Origin of the sequence: Brevundimonas lutea, from assembly GCF_003704105.1 — a bacterium.
In the GTDB taxonomy this organism is placed as follows: Bacteria; Pseudomonadota; Alphaproteobacteria; order Caulobacterales; family Caulobacteraceae; genus Brevundimonas; species Brevundimonas lutea.
Genome location: NZ_QUOQ01000004.1, coordinates 335977 through 350746 on the forward strand (window position 1 = coordinate 335977; position 14770 = coordinate 350746).

Consider the following 14770-nt stretch of genomic DNA (forward strand, 5'->3'; position numbering starts at 1 on the left):
GCCTCATCTCACAGGAGGCCTCCCATGACCGCCACCAACGACCACGACATCCACACCCTTAACGGACTGATCGAGATCACGCTCGACAGCGCCGACGGCTATCGCGAGGCCGCCAAGGAAACCGAGAGCGGCCAGTTCAAGACCCTGTTCGAGCAGCGCAGCTTCGAGCGCCAGAAGGTGGCCGGCGACCTGCAGGACACCGTCCGATCCCTGGGCGGCGAGCCCGAGGACGACGGCTCGATCCTGGCCAAGGCCCACCGCGCCTTCCTCGACGTGAAACATGCCATCCTGCGCGACGAGCAGGCGGTGGTGAACTCGGTCGAGAACGGCGAAGACGCCATCAAGGCCAAGTACGAGCGCGCGCTGGAGGACGACAAGCTGTCGGCCACCACCAAGGAGACGGTGCGCCGCGCCTACACCTCGGTGCGCCAGGGTCACGACCAGATGCGTGACATCAAGCACGCCATGGAAGGCAAGACCGACGGCGGCGTCATCCCGAACTGATTGCTGCTGATCCAGACATGAGAAAGGGCCCCGGCGCGAACCGGGGCCCTTTTTTCGTATCCGCGGGTGCGGCTGGAATCAGCTCTCGGCGGCGCCTTCGGCCTTGCCGGTTTCCGGAACCTCGACGGCGTTCTTGGGGGTGCGGGCGGTCTGACGCTCGGCGATCCGGGCCGACTTGCCGCGACGATCGCGCAGATAATAGAGCTTGGCGCGACGGACGACACCGCGACGCTTGACCTCAATGGATTCGATGTTGGGCGACAGGATCGGGAACTTGCGCTCCACGCCTTCGCCGAAGGAGATCTTGCGCACGGTGAAGGTCTCGTTCACGCCGCCGCCGTCACGGGCGATGCAGACGCCTTCGAAGGCCTGAACGCGTTCGCGCTCGCCTTCCTTGATCCGCACATTGACGCGCAGGGTGTCGCCCGGCTGAAAGTTCGGGATGGCGCGGGTTTCGACCAGACGGGCCTTCTCTTCGGCCTCGAGCTGCTGGATGATGTTCATTCGTCTTCTCCTCGGGCTTTTGCGCCCCTTGGCTGTGAATTGGCGGAATGTTGCGCCCAGAGGTCCGGGCGCCGCTCCCGCGTGGTCGTCTCCCGCTGCTCCTGACGCCATTTTGCGATCTTTGAATGGTCGCCTGACACCAGCACCTCGGGTATCTCAAGCCCCTCGAACGTCCGCGGTCGCGTATATTGCGGATGCTCCAGAAGCCCGTCCTCGAAGCTTTCGGTGGACAGGCTGTCCGCCTGGCCGAGCACTCCGGGGATCAGTCTTACGCACGCCTCGATCACCACCATCGCCGCCGCCTCGCCACCGGCGAGAACCGCGTCTCCGACGCTGACCTCCTCGAACCCGCGCGCGTCCAGCACGCGCTGATCCACCCCCTCGAACCGCCCGCAGAGGACGACGACGCCGTCCGCTTTGGCCCACTCACGCACGCGCGCCTGGGTCAGGGGCCGACCCCGGGCGCTCATGTACAAAAGCGGCCGCCGCGGTCCGGAAAGGCTATCCACCGCCCGGGCCACCACGTCCGCCTTGAGAACCGCTCCGGGACCACCCCCCGCAGGGGTGTCGTCCAGGAAGCCGCGCCTATCGGTGGAAAACCCCCTTATGTCAACCGTTTCGAGGCTCCACAGGCCGCGCTCGCGCCACGCCGAGCCGATCAGGCTGACGCCCAGCGGCCCCGGAAAGGCTTCCGGAAACATGGTCAGAACGGAGGCGGTGAACATGGCGCGGTGACTTAGCCTCAAACCGCCGCGGGCGCGAGCGCAGGCCTCAAAGCGCCGCGTATAGCGCCTCGACCAGCCTCACCGACCGGGGATCCCCAATCAGGTGTGGTGATTGGCGGGTCATGACATAGGCGGCCGAGACGCCGCGCGCCGGGTCGGCCATGGCCATGGAGCCGCCCCACCCGCTGTGGCCGACGGCCTCCGGGTTCGCTCCGAACACCTTCAGCGTCTCATTGCGCATCAGGCCAGCGGCCCAGCTCATCTCAAACGGCACGACCAAGTCGGCGCCACGGATACGCTCTTCAAGCAGTTGCGCCAGGGTCAGGCCGGACAGCACCCGCTTGCCGTCCATCAGTCCACCGGTGGCGATGATCCCCAGGATGCGGGCCAGGGCGTCGGCGCGACCATGCAGATTGGCCGAGGGAATCTCGGCCATGCGCCATTCGGCCGAGCCGCGCCCGCCGGGCGAGGAGCCGCGATCCAGGAAGGCCGAGCGCTTGATGGCGTCGATCGTCCCCAGGTCCGGAGCGGCCGTGGGCTTGCGAAGCTGGGCCACCCGGTCGTGCCGGTCCTCCGGCAGGCCGATCCACAGGTCGAGGCCGTACGGGTCTGCGAAATCCTGGCGCAGGGCCTGACCCATCGAGCGGCCATCGACACGGCGGAACACCTCGCCCGCCAGAAAGCCGATGGTGATGGGGTGATAGCCGGACGCCGTGCCCGGCGGCCACATCGGCGCCTGGGCCGCCAGCCGGTCCAGCACCGCCTCCCGGTCGAACCACAGCGACGGGTCTATCGTCTCAGAGAAACCCGGCAGGCCCGCCTGATGGCTCATAAGCTGGGCCAGGGTCAGCCTGTCCTTCCCGGCCTGACCGAACTCTGGCCACACCTCAGCGACCGGTTGGTCATAGGCGATCAGCCCCCGCTCGACCGCAGAGGCGATCATCAGGCTCATCACCGACTTGCCGGTCGAGAAAACGGGGACGAGTGTGTCAGCCTCGAACGGGCGGCTGCGAGCCGTGTCGGCGTGACCGGCCCACAGGTCCAAAATCAGTTCGCCGTCGACACAGACCGAAAAGCGGGCGGCCAGCTCGTTCAGCCCTTCGGGCGCGTCGGTGAAGTTGGCGGCGAAGGCGTCGCGTACGGGCGCGAAACGGTCGGGGCAAAGGCCGTTGATGTCGGTCATAGCCCTCCCTAGCGCAGCGCCGCGCCGGCGTCAGCGGTTCGGGACGCGGTAACCAAACCGTCAGGGTTTATGAATAACCGTGATCTCTACCGGTCCGGGGGGGCCATCGTCTGATGATGATCGCGAGACCATGACCGATCGCTCCGTCCGCAATCTGGCTCTGTTGCAATCCTCGGCCTCGACGTCGCGGGTGCTGAACCTGCTGGCTGTATGGCGTCGGCATGGGAGTGACGAGGCCTGGGCCGCCAATCCGCTGTTTCGCAACCCGCTGCTGAACCGTTCGCTGATCATCAAACACCGTCTGCGGCGCGACGAAATGGACCTGTTCGCCAGCCGGCGGCAGGTGGCCACCAAGGTGCTGCTGCCCATCGATCCGACCGACCTGCGGCTGGGCGGGCGCTCGGTCTTCGTCGATCAACTGCGGTTTGCCGACTCGATGAAGAGCACGTTCGGGTCCGGCTTCACGGAGAGTGACCTCAAGACGCTGCGCCTTCTGGACGAGCTGCCGTCGCTCGACCCCTTCCTGCTGCGCGAGCAACTGAAGAGACACGAGATCGAGCCTGACCGCTGCTATTTCGACCTGACCGAGGCCGATCTGAAGCGGATGTTCCAGTTTGCCCGGGACGAGATCACCCCGCTGGTGACGATGAGCATGGGTTCGGCGGTGGGGGTCGAGGGTCACGCCTCGCGCCTCGTGGCCAAAATCCTGTCGAATGCCCAGGGCGAGGAGATGGAGCCGCTGCGCCAGACGCTGAGGCTGGCCCACAACGAGTACGCCGAGGGCGTCTTCTGCTGGAAGGGCTTCCTCTACTATAAATGGTCTCTGGCCAGCGTCATGACCGATATTCGTCGGGTCGCGGAAGCGATCGCCACTGTGCGGCCGATGGGCCCGCTGGATCAGGAAAGCCGGGAATACATCGGCCGCAGCCGCGAGGTCCTGCGCCGCAAGATTCTGCGCACGCGCGAGACGGTCATGGGCACGCTGAAGGTCTATGACGACGCCTATGCGCACCTGACCACTAACGGGCGACCAACGGCGTTCCGCGAGTTTCTGCTGGATGCGCCGATGCTGTTCACCCGCCTGGGCGATCAGGTCGGGGCCATCCAGCACATCGTCAGCTTCTGGAACTTCCGCTTCGGCGAGGGCAAGCCGCCGCCCTCGGTCGAGGAACTGATCGACGTCTTTATGGACTTCGAGTCCAGCCTGGCCGAACGCGACACCGATATGCCGGCCCAGCCCCAGGCGGCCTGAGCCGCCCGGGCCAACAGTCGATCAGTAGCGGTAGTGCTCGGGCTTGAAGGGGCCCTCGACCGGCACGTTGATGTACTTGGCCTGATCCGCCTTCAGGGTGGTCAGCTTGGCCCCCAGCTTACCCAGGTGCAGCATGGCGACCTTCTCGTCGAGGTGCTTGGGCAGGACATAGACCTGGTTCTGATACTGGTCCTTGTTGGTCCACAGCTCGATTTGGGCCAGCGTCTGGTTGGTGAAGGACGCCGACATCACGAAGCTGGGGTGCCCGGTGGCGTTGCCCAGGTTCACCAGGCGGCCCTTGGACAACAGGATGATGCGCTTCCCGTCCGGGAATTCGACGTGATCGACCTGGGGCTTGATCTCGTCCCAGACCATGTTCTTGAGGCCCGCGACCTGAATTTCGCTGTCGAAGTGGCCGATGTTGCAGACAATGGCGTTGTGCCGCATCGCCCGCATGTGGTCGACGGTGATGACGTCCTTGTTGCCCGTGGCGGTGACGAAGATGTCCGCCTTGTCGGCGACATCGTCCAGCGTCTGGACATCATAGCCTTCCATCGCCGCCTGCAGCGCGCAGATCGGGTCGATCTCGGTGACGATCACGCGGGCGCCGCCCTGACGCAGCGAGGCGGCCGAGCCCTTGCCCACGTCGCCATAGCCGCAGACCACCGCGACCTTGCCCGAGAGCATGACGTCGGTGCCGCGACGGATGGCGTCGACCAGGCTCTCGCGGCAGCCGTAGAGGTTATCGAACTTGGACTTGGTGACGCTGTCGTTGACGTTGATCGCCGGGAACGGCAGGTCGCCCCGCTCGGCCATCTGATACAGGCGGTGAACGCCGGTGGTGGTCTCTTCCGACACGCCGCCGATGGCGTCGCGGATGGCCGAATAGAAGCCGGGCTTTTCCTTCAGATACCGCTTCATCACGGCATAGAGGGCCTCTTCCTCCTCGTTCTCGGGCTTGTCGAGCACCGAGGCGTCCTTCTCGGCCTTGGGGCCGAGCACGCACAGCAGGGTGGCGTCGCCGCCGTCGTCCAGGATCAGGTTCGGATAGCCGCCGTCGGCCCATTCGAAGATCTTGTGAGCGTACTCCCAGTACTCCTCAAGGGTTTCGCCCTTGGTGGCGAACACCGGCGTGCCCGAAGCCGCGATGGCGGCCGCCGCGTGGTCCTGGGTCGAATAGATGTTGCACGACGCCCAGCGCACCTCGGCGCCCAGGGCTTCCAGCGTCTGGATCAGCACGGCGGTCTGGATGGTCATGTGCAGGCTGCCGGCGATGCGGGCGCCCTTCAGCGGCTGGGCCGCGCCGAACTCGTCGCGCAGGGCCATCAGGCCGGGCATCTCGGTCTCGGCGATGGCGATTTCCTTGTCGCCGTAGGGGGCGAGCGAAATGTCGCGGACGATGTAGTCGTGGGCGTCGGCCATGGGATGCGGCTCCTTGCGGAAGGGCGTCGATGTCGGATTGGCGCGCCTCATAGACCGCGCGGACGGCGCGGGCAAGGAAGCCATAAGGATATCCTTATATGACCCCTAGCGCGCCCGGCAGCTGTCCAGGCGGCGGATCACATCCGGATCGGGCGGGCCGCCACGGACTTCCACGCGGCTCCCGACCGGATAGGTGGGGCCGATCGCGACGAAATCGTCCTCGGAGCCCAGACCGACCCGAAACCGCCCATAAATCTCGCTGACCTGCGGACGCAATGGGCGTGGATCGAGACCGGAGCGCAGGCCGTCGAGCGCCTGGGCGACACACGCCGCGGCGACGCGCGGCGGCTGGCCGCTGACAAAGGCGTGGCGCACCGGCGCTTCGGTGACCGCCTCCGGGCTGGAGGCGCAGGCGGTGAGTCCAATCAACGCCAGCATGGCGGCGGGCCCAGGCAGCCGAGACATCAGGTCACCACATCCGGTTCGGCCCGACCGGTGCGCGCGGCGATGCCGGCGAGCTCGTTCGCCAGGCGCACCACCGGCGCCAGCGCCTTGACCTGGTCGAGATCGAGGTCGCCCTCCGGGGGCTCGTAGCGCTCGAGGTACATCCGGAGCGTGGCGCCCGAGGTCCCGGTGCCCGACAGGCGAAACACCACGCGCGAGCCGCCGGCCAGGTCGATCCGGATCCCCTGATGGCGGCTGACCGATCCGTCGATCGGATCGTGGTAGGCGAAATCGTCGGCGGCGGTCACTGTCACGCCGTCGATCGAACGGCCGGGCAGCGACGCCAGGCCCGCGCGAAGATCGGCGACCAGGCCCTCCGCTACCTCTGTGTCCAGCCCCTCGTAGTCATGGCGACCGTGGTAGTTGCGGCCGTAGGTCGCCCAGTGTTCGCGGACGATCTCATCGACCGACTGGCGGCGGGCGGCGAGAATGTTCAACCAAAGAAGGATGGCCCACAGGCCGTCCTTCTCGCGCACATGGTCCGAGCCGGTGCCGGCGCTCTCCTCGCCGCACAGGGTGACCCGCCCGGCGTCGAGCAGATTGCCGAAGAACTTCCATCCGGTTGGCGTCTCGTGCAACTCGACTCCCAGAGCTTCGGCCACCCGGTCGGCGGCGCGGCTGGTGGGCATGGAGCGGGCGATGCCCTTGATTCCGTCGCAGTAGCCCGGCGCAAGGTGGGCGTTGGCGGCCAGGATGGCGAGACTGTCGGACGGGTTCACGAACCGCCCTCGCCCGATGATCAGATTGCGGTCGCCGTCGCCGTCCGAGGCGGCGCCCAGATCAGGCGCGCCCGGCCCCATCAGCCGGTCGTGCAGCGCCTTGGCGTGGATCAGATTGGGATCGGGATGGCCGCCGCCGAAATCCTCCAGAGGGACGCCGTTCGAGACGCAGTCGGCGAAGCCCAGTCGCCGCTCGAAGATTTCGGTCGCGTATGGCCCCGTGACCGCGTGCATGGCGTCGAAAACGAACCGACCGCCCGCCTCTCGCCAGGCGCGGATGGCGTCGAAGTCGAACAGCGTCTCCATCAGGGCGGCGTAGTCGGCGACTGGATCGACGACCTGAACGACCGTGTCGCTCAGACGGGTGTCGCCCAACCGGTCGAGGTCGATCTCGGCGGCGTCGAGGATGCGATATTCCGCCAAGGCCTGGCTGCGGGCATGGACGGCGGCCGTGAAGGCCTCCGGGGCCGGGCCGCCGTTGGCGATGTTGTACTTGATGCCGAAGTCGCCGTTCGGGCCGCCGGGATTGTGGCTGGCCGACAGGATCAGGCCGCCCGCAGCCTTGTTCAGCCGGATCAGATGACTGGCGGCCGGAGTCGACAGGATGCCGCCCTGCCCCACGAGCACCCGGCCGTAGCCATTGGCGGCGGCCATGCGGACGGCGCGTCCGATCACCTCGCGGTTCAGGAACCGGCCGTCGCCGCCGATAACAAGGGTGGCGCCTTTTCGCGCCTCGCCGACCTCGTCGAACACCGCCTGAATGAAGGTCTCCGCATAATGCGGCTGCTGGAAGACGGCGACCTTCTTTCGAAGACCGGATGTCCCCGGCTTCTGGTCGGAGAAGGGCGTGACGGCGACGGTTCGGAGCATGGTCATCGCAAGCTGTTTCGACGGCCAAGGGTTCCGTTTCAAGCGGCGGCGGGCGGATCGTCGCAAAGGCTTCATCAAAGCGTCGTCCCGGGCGACACAGACGGATCATAAAGGCCGAGACCTCGATTGCGGCCTTTGGGGGATGCAGGAATGGCTCGACGCGGACTGATGCTGACAGCGGCGACGCTGGCCGTGATGGCGGGAACCCCGTCTGCGGCGCAGGAGGCGCCATCCGTGACGGCGGCCGCGGCCACCCAGCCCAGCGCGCGCAATGAAGCCAATCAGGCGGTGATCGTGGCGGACCCCGCGCTCGCCGAGGGCGGGGTCGTGGTCGGGACGGCGGGCATGGACGGGCTGGATGTCTTCAGCCTGGCCGGGGAGCGCCTGCTGACCGTACCGGCTGGTGAGGCGGTGTCGGTCGATGTGCGCCACGACGTCGATCTGGCCGGCGGCAACGGGACCCTGCTGGTGACCAGCGACGTCGCGACCCAGACCCTGCGGTTCTGGACGATCGCCGACGGCGCCCTGACCGAGGTCGGCGCGGCGGGAGAGAGCCTTGGCTATGCGGTCGAAGGCGTCTGTTTCGCGCGGGATCCGCGCGACGGCGCGCTGTATGTGGTCGGCGTCGGCGACGGCGGCGAGATCGATCAGCGCCTGGTCTATGCCGACGGCGAGGGCGGCATCGCCACCCGGCCGGCGCGACGTCTGGCCCTGCCCTCTTCGCTGAAGTTCTGCGTAGCCGACGACCGCACCGGCGATCTCTATGTCGCCGAGGAGGCGGTCGGTCTGTGGCGCTTCCCCTCCGATCCCGAGGCTGAAGCCATTCCCGAGCTGATCGACGCGGTCGGGCTGGGACGGGTCACCGAAGAACTGGGCGGGCTGGCCCTGATGGACGGCGGCGAGGGCGCGCGCCACCTGATCGCCTCGGATGCGTCTTCGGGCCAGCTGTTCGTCTATGACCGCGAGGCCGACCACGCTTTCGTCGGCGCGGTAACACCGACGGGGCCGCAAGGCGAAGCCATCGCCGAGCCGGGCGGGCTGTCAGCGGTTGGTCAGGCGCTGGGCGGCGCGCTGTCGAACGGCGCCCTGGTCGTCACCGACGAGGACGCCGAGGGCGGAGCGAACTACAAGCTGATCCCCGTCTCGACGCTGCTGGGGGCGGTTGATCGTCCCGTCGGCCAGCCCCAGCCCCTGACCGCCGCCGCGCCCGAGCGGATGCCGGCGGTCACCGCGCGGATCGAGACCGCGCCCGTGGCCGGCTACGGCGACGCCGCCGACGATCCGGCCATCTGGGTCAATGCAGCCAATCCCGCCGCCAGCCTGGTGATTGGCACGGACAAGACCGGCGGCCTGTATCTCTACGACATGCAGGGTCAGGTGGTTCAGCACCTGACCGACGGCAAGATGAACAATGTCGACGTCCGCGACGGCGTTTCGCTCGGCGGCGAGGAGATCGTGCTGGTCGCGGCCAGCAACCGCACCGACAAAAGCATCGCCATGTATCGCCTGGACACCGAGGCGCGCCGCCTGGTGAACATCGCCGACGGCCCGCAGCCGACCGATCAGGGCGATCCCTATGGGATGTGCCTGTACCAGGACGCCGAGGGCGGGACCTTCGTCTTCATCAACGACTCCAACGGCGAAAAGCGTCAGTGGCGCGTGGTCGATGCCGGGAATAGCCGGGTGCGGACCGAACGGGTTCGCGACTTCGCCTTTTCGTCGCAAGTCGAGGGCTGCGTCGCCGACGACGAAACCGGCGTGCTCTATGTCGCCGAGGAGGACGTCGGCCTGTGGCGGCTGAGCGCCGCGCCGGACGGCGGGATGGGCATGGAAAGCGTCCAGGCCATCGCCGACAACCCGGCGCTGAAGGACGATCTGGAGGGGGTGGCGATCTACGACCTGGGGGGCGGGCGCGGCTATATCGTCGTGTCCAGCCAGGGCAACGACAGCTACGCCGTCTATCGCCGCGAGGGCGACCAGGCCTATCTGGGCTCGTTCGTGGTGGTGGCGGACGGTCCGGGGGGCATCGACGGCATTTCCGAAACCGACGGCCTGGAGGTCACCAGCCGCAATTTGGGCCCCGGTTTCGAGCACGGCGCCATGATCGCTCAGGACGGCCGCAACCTGCTGCCCAATGCGCGTCAGAACTTCAAATATGTCAGCTGGACCGATATCGCCCGGGCGCTGGACCTGGAGGTCAGGCGCTAAAGCCTGCGCAGGCGCGCCGGGCCTCTGATCGCCTCGACATCCGCCAGGAGCATGACGACCACCGCGCCGGCCTTACCGTCGGCGTGAATCAGGCGCTCTGCGTCCAGCATCAGGCCGATGTGGCCGTCCAAGCAGGCGAGGTCGTTTCGGCGGGGCGCGTCGCTGGTTTCGTGACCGAGCTCGCGCGCCTGCATGTCGGCGTCGCGCGGACAACCGAGGCCGCAGGCGAACAACGCCGCCTGGACCAGGCCAGAGCAGTCGATGCCCTGACGCGTGCGACCGCCCCAGGCATAGGGCGCGCCCAGGAAGCGCTCGGCCACGGCGGCGGGATCGTCGTCGAAGGCGAACAGGTCGGCCAGACCCTCGGCGGGCTCGCCCGGCTCGATCCGGACGAGGGCGTTCAGCGGCAGGTCGCCATCAGCCGTCGCCACGCGATGCGTGGGCTCAAGACGCTCGACCGACAGGGCCGCGGCCTCGACCCAGCCGACATAGCCGTCACGGGCGCAGCGGCCGAAGGCGCGGCCGCCTTCGATCACCAGGGCCTCGAAGGTCTCGCCGAACAGCAGCTGGGTCTGGCGCCGGCCGTCGGCGTCCACCAGATCGAGCGTCGGCGCCGTGACCCGCATCGGGCGGCCCGTGCGATAGGCCGGCGCACGCCACAGGCCCTCCAGCCGCTGGTCGGCCAGGTCACCATGCGCGGGGCGCAGGCGCGGATCGTCGATGTCGGCCGGGCGGATCACTGTCCAGCCCTATACCCCGGACCGCCAAAAGCCCGTTAACGGGTCCGGTTAATCGCGGGGATAGCGCTCGCGCAGCATTTGATAAACGGCCCGCGCGGCCTGGAGCTCGCCACCCTCCGGGCGTCCCGGCTGGGCGCGCGGATTCCAGGCGAAGATGTCCAGGTGCGCCCACGAACCCGTCATGGGCGCGAACCTTTGCAGGAACAGGCCGGCGGTGATCGAGCCGCCCTGCGCCCAGGCGGCGGAGTCGTTGCGGAGGTCGGCGATCTCGCTGTTCAAAGCGTCGCGGTAGCCGGGCCACAGCGGCATCCGCCAGACGGGATCGCGCACCGCGCGGCCCGCCGCCTTCACCGCCTCGGCCAGCGCGTCATCGTCGGTGTAGAGCGGGGGCAGTTCGGGCCCCAGGGCGACGCGCGCCGCGCCGGTCAGGGTGGCGAAGTCGATGGTTAGATCCGGCGAATGCTCGCCCGCTCGCGTCAGGGCGTCGGCCAGGATCAGCCGCCCCTCGGCGTCGGTGTTGCCGACCTCGACGGTCAGGCCGGCGCGGGTCCGCAGAATGTCCCCGGGGCGGAAGGCGTCCGCCGAGACCGCGTTCTCAACCGCCGCGACCAGCACCACTAGCCGCACGGGCAGGTCGGCCTGCATGACCAGCCGCGCCAGCGCCAAGGCGTGGGCCGCGCCCCCCATGTCCTTTTTCATGTTGCGCATGCCGGCGGCGGGCTTGAGGTCCAGGCCGCCGGTGTCGAACACCACGCCCTTGCCGACCAGGGCGATCAGCGGGCGGTCGGCGGCGTCGAGATTCCATCCGATCTCGATCAGGCGCGGAGCGCGGTGCGGCGCGGCGGCGCGGCCGACGGCGTGGACGGCCGGGTAGTTCGCCTCCAGCAGGTCGTCGCCTGTCGTGACGGTGATGGCCGCTCCGTGCGCCTCAGCGATCTCGCGGGCGATGGTCTCGATCTGCAGCGGCCCCATGTCGGCGGCGGGGGTGTCGACCATCTCGCGCGCCAGGGCGGCGGCGGCGGCGATGCGGTGGATCTCGGCCAGGTCGGCCCCCTCCGGCGCCACCAGCCGGGGCCGGGCGCCGTCGCGGCGCTTGTAGCGATCGAACCGGTATCCTCCCAGGGCGAAGGCCAAAGCGGCGAGACGTCCGTCGTCTGCGCCGACGCCCTCCAGCCGCCAGTCTCCGGCCGGCAGGCGCGCCGCCAGGGCCCGAATGGCGAAAGGATCGAACCGGTCGCCAATGCCGAACAGGGCGGCGGAGGGATCACCATCAGGACCGGGCGCAATCAGCAGCTGTCCCGCCGCGCCAGTGAAGTCGTGGGCGCGGGCCCAGACGCGGATCGTATCGCCGCCGGAAATCTCCCCGCCCTTGGTCACCAAGTGGATCGGCCGCGCGCCATCCGCGTGCTCGGTGGCGATCAGAGTGTCGGCCATGGGCGGGCTCCGGGTTGGTTAACCGATCGTTGACGCCGCCGGGCGATGCTGGAGGCTGATCTTCGCCCGGCACGTCTGGAGCCTCCATGTCGCGCACCCTCGCCGCCCTCGCAACCGCCGCCCTGATGGCCACGACCGGTCAGGCTCTGGCCCAGAACCAGCCGTCGCAGGCGCAGGCCGCGGCCCAGGCGCCGCGCGCCGCGACCGCCGAGGAGCGCGCCGCCTACGATCGCCTCGACCCCCTGGTCCGCTCGGCTTTCTGGGCCGGGCAGCGCGACATCGCGCCCAATGACCCGGTCGCCGGCGTGAAGCTGGCTGAGGCGCTGCGCGAGCTGGGCCAATTCGACAAGGCCGCCGAAACGGCCGAGGGCGTGCTGGTCACCCAGCCGCAAAACGTCGACGCCATGCTGGAGGTCGGTCGGGCCCACATCGCCCGGGGCCAGGCCTTCTACGGCATCCGTCGGCTTGAGGAGGCGCGCGACCTGGCGCCGCGCGACTGGCGGCCCCTGTCGCTGCTGGGCGTCGCCTATCAGCAGGTCAGCCGTCATGAGGAAGCCCGCCAGGCCTGGAACGCCGGCCTGCAACTGGCGCCCGACAATCCCAACATCCTGACCAACGCCGCCATGGCCCAGGCCACGGCGGGCGATCCGGCGGGGGCCGAGACCCTGCTGCGCCGCGCCGTCGCCCAGCCGGGCGCTGATCTCAAGATCAAACTGAACCTCGCCCTGATCCTCGGGCTGCAGGGCAAGGCGGCCGAGGCCGAGCAGATCATCCGCCGCGAGTTGCCCCCCGAACAGGCCGAGCGGAACCTGGCCTGGCTGCGCAGCCAGACCGGAGGCGCGACCACCGGCCAGGCGCGGACGTGGAACAGCCTAGAAGGGCGCTGAGTCTAGCTGAACCTCAAGGCCATCAGGGGGATGACGATGTCCTCCTCGTCGTCGAGGTGACGGATCAGCGGACCGGCAGCGCGGTCGACCGTCTCGGCCAGGCGGCGCGCGGCGTCTCCGGCCGGGGCGCGGGACGTGACCACCTGATGAAAGGCGCGGCCGTGCTCGGCCAGGGCTTCTAGGTGGGCATGGACGGCGTCGTGGTCGCGGTCCAGCAGGTCGATGCCGGCCTGGATGCGCGGCTCGAGACGGCGGAACTGCGGGAAATAGTGGCCGCTCTCGATCCGGTGGTGGCCGTCCAGATGTTGGAGGAAACCGCCCAGCGTTGGGATCAGGCGCGGGTGCAGGCCGGCCGCATCGATCTCGCCCGCCCGGTGGGCGGCGATCACCTGATCCATGGCGGCTTGGGCCTGACGAAAGCCCTGGTGCATGGCCAGCCAATGGCTGGCGACGGGCGGGAGGGTCTGGTCGGACCACCGGTCGCGGGGCAGTTCGGCCAACAGCCAGCGGTGCTGGGCCGGCAACCCGTCCCGCTGATCCAGCGCGTCTGAAGAGGCCTCAGGCGACAGCCGCGGTCGCGGCGATGAAGCCGCCCCCCAGCAGGCGGTCCGGGTCGGCGGGGTCGTAAAGGGCGCAGGCCTGGCCGGGGGCGACGCCTTCCTCGCCTTCGTCGAAGATCACGCCGACCGCGCCGTTCTCCACGGCCATCCGGGCCGGCGACGGATCGCGCGTCGAACGCACGCGCGCCAGCACCGATCGCCCGGTCTCGGCCGCCGTCGCCATGTCGGACTCGTCGCCCAACCAGTTGGTCTCCTCCAGGGTCAGGGACGCGGTCAACAGGGCCTCGCGCGGCCCGACCACGACGCGCCGCGCCTCGGGCTCCAGCCGGACCACGAACAGCGGCTCTCCCACGGCGACATTCAGCCCCCGGCGCTGGCCGATGGTGTAGTCGGTGATGCCGCCGTGTGCGCCCAGCACCCGGCCGTCCATATGCACGATCTCGCCGGCCTCGCGCCCCTGCGGCCGCAGCCGGTCGATCAGGGTGCGGTAGTCGCCAGAGGGCACGAAACAGATGTCCTGGCTATCCGGCTTGGCGGCGATCCGGAGGCCCAATTCGGCCGCCACGCCCCTCACCTGGGGCTTTTCCAGATCGGCCAGGGGAAAGCGCAGATAGTCCAGCTGGGCCCGCGTGGTAGCGAACAGGAAGTAGGACTGGTCGCGCGAGGGATCGATGGCCTTGCGCATCTGGCTGCGACCGTCGGCGCCGACCGCACGACGCACATAATGGCCGGTGGCCATGGCCTCGGCGCCCAGGTCGCGGGCCACGTCCAGCAGGTCGCGGAACTTGACCGTCTGATTGCAGCGGATGCACGGCACCGGAGTGCGGCCCATCAGGTAACTGTCGGCGAACTGGTCGATCACCGCGTCGCGGAACTGGCTCTCGTAATCCAGCACATAGTGGGGGATGCCCAGGGTTTCGGCGGCCAGCCGGGCGTCGTGAATGTCCTGGCCGGCGCAGCAGGCGCCCTTCTTCTTCAGCGCCGCGCCGTGGTCGTAGAGCTGTAGTGTCACCCCCACGACCTCATAGCCGGCCTTGTGCAGCAGGGCCGCGACCACGGTGGAGTCGACCCCGCCGGACATGGCCGCCACCACCCGCGATCCGACAGGCAGGCCGACCGCCGCGCGCGCGGAAGCGATCGCCGCGTCCATGTCCGCCGGAGAGGTCATGGGGGCGATGTCGGGAACCGGGCAGAGAGGCTCGGCGAGGGTCATGGCCGCTATCTAGTCGCCGAAGCGCGCGATTTCGAGGCCTGGACG

At 68.8% G+C, this 14770-nt stretch carries 14 protein-coding genes; 4 read left to right on the forward strand and 10 right to left on the reverse strand.

Annotation, left to right across the window (positions count from 1 at the left end):
- The first annotated feature begins 24 nt into the window (after positions 1–24).
- The gene (locus tag EES48_RS08935; protein ID WP_122466031.1) at positions 25–504 is read left to right on the forward strand and encodes a PA2169 family four-helix-bundle protein; all 480 of its coding nucleotides are present in this window, start codon (positions 25–27) and stop codon (positions 502–504) included.
- Between the two features lie 78 nt (positions 505–582).
- Here EES48_RS08935 and rplS read toward each other — a convergent pair whose 3' ends face one another.
- The 3 genes from rplS to EES48_RS08950 are packed head-to-tail and all read right to left on the reverse strand — an operon-like array spanning position 583 to position 2916.
- Positions 583–1008 carry a 50S ribosomal protein L19 gene (rplS, locus tag EES48_RS08940; protein WP_122466032.1) on the reverse strand — a complete coding sequence of 142 codons (426 nt, stop codon included), beginning with the start codon at positions 1006–1008 and terminating at the stop codon, positions 583–585.
- Positions 1005–1733 carry a tRNA (guanosine(37)-N1)-methyltransferase TrmD gene (gene trmD / locus EES48_RS08945; RefSeq protein ID WP_122466033.1) on the reverse strand — a complete coding sequence of 243 codons (729 nt, stop codon included), beginning with the start codon at positions 1731–1733 and terminating at the stop codon, positions 1005–1007. Before trmD ends, rplS begins: the two co-directional genes overlap by 4 nt.
- A 46-nt stretch (positions 1734–1779) precedes the next feature.
- Positions 1780–2916 carry a serine hydrolase domain-containing protein gene (locus EES48_RS08950; RefSeq protein WP_122466034.1) on the reverse strand — a complete coding sequence of 379 codons (1137 nt, stop codon included), beginning with the start codon at positions 2914–2916 and terminating at the stop codon, positions 1780–1782.
- Positions 2917–3046: 130 nt separating this feature from the next.
- On the opposite strand from EES48_RS08950, the gene EES48_RS08955 reads away from it, so the two are divergent.
- Entirely contained in the window at positions 3047–4168 is a 1122-nt protein-coding gene (locus tag EES48_RS08955) for a hypothetical protein (RefSeq protein ID WP_122466035.1), read from the forward strand.
- A gap of 21 nt (positions 4169–4189) precedes the next feature.
- On the opposite strand, the gene ahcY is transcribed toward EES48_RS08955, so the two are convergent.
- The 3 genes from ahcY to EES48_RS08970 all read right to left on the reverse strand — a co-directional run bounded on the left by ahcY (position 4190) and on the right by EES48_RS08970 (position 7683).
- Complete coding sequence (gene ahcY / locus EES48_RS08960) at positions 4190–5590, reverse strand: adenosylhomocysteinase (RefSeq protein ID WP_122466036.1); 1401 nt, start codon at positions 5588–5590, stop codon at positions 4190–4192.
- A gap of 105 nt (positions 5591–5695) precedes the next feature.
- Positions 5696–6055, reverse strand: coding sequence for a hypothetical protein (locus EES48_RS08965; protein ID WP_122466037.1), 360 nt, complete (start codon positions 6053–6055; stop codon positions 5696–5698).
- On the reverse strand, positions 6055–7683 hold the full coding sequence (locus tag EES48_RS08970) for an alpha-D-glucose phosphate-specific phosphoglucomutase (protein ID WP_122466225.1): 1629 nt from the start codon (positions 7681–7683) through the stop codon (positions 6055–6057). The genes EES48_RS08965 and EES48_RS08970 overlap by 1 nt, the downstream gene beginning before the upstream one ends.
- A gap of 150 nt (positions 7684–7833) precedes the next feature.
- Here EES48_RS08970 and EES48_RS08975 point away from each other — a divergent pair, with 150 nt between their 5' ends.
- A complete protein-coding gene (locus EES48_RS08975; protein WP_122466038.1) occupies positions 7834–9891 on the forward strand; it encodes a phytase in 2058 nt (685 codons plus the stop codon).
- On the opposite strand, the gene EES48_RS08980 is transcribed toward EES48_RS08975, so the two are convergent.
- A complete protein-coding gene (locus EES48_RS08980; RefSeq protein WP_240623292.1) occupies positions 9888–10631 on the reverse strand; it encodes a C40 family peptidase in 744 nt (247 codons plus the stop codon). The two genes, EES48_RS08975 and EES48_RS08980, sit on opposite strands and share 4 nt — an antisense overlap.
- Before the next feature lie 48 nt (positions 10632–10679).
- Complete coding sequence (locus tag EES48_RS08985; RefSeq protein ID WP_122466039.1) at positions 10680–12065, reverse strand: leucyl aminopeptidase family protein; 1386 nt, start codon at positions 12063–12065, stop codon at positions 10680–10682.
- Positions 12066–12151: 86 nt separating this feature from the next.
- Between EES48_RS08985 and EES48_RS08990 the strand changes: the two genes are divergently transcribed.
- Entirely contained in the window at positions 12152–12952 is an 801-nt protein-coding gene (locus EES48_RS08990; RefSeq protein WP_122466040.1) for a tetratricopeptide repeat protein, read from the forward strand.
- Between the two features lie 2 nt (positions 12953–12954).
- Here EES48_RS08990 and EES48_RS08995 read toward each other — a convergent pair whose 3' ends face one another.
- Positions 12955–13476 carry a hemerythrin domain-containing protein gene (locus EES48_RS08995; protein ID WP_122466041.1) on the reverse strand — a complete coding sequence of 174 codons (522 nt, stop codon included), beginning with the start codon at positions 13474–13476 and terminating at the stop codon, positions 12955–12957.
- A 34-nt stretch (positions 13477–13510) separates the two neighbouring features.
- Entirely contained in the window at positions 13511–14725 is a 1215-nt protein-coding gene (gene mnmA / locus EES48_RS09000; protein ID WP_205679411.1) for a tRNA 2-thiouridine(34) synthase MnmA, read from the reverse strand.
- Positions 14726–14770 lie beyond the last annotated feature (45 nt).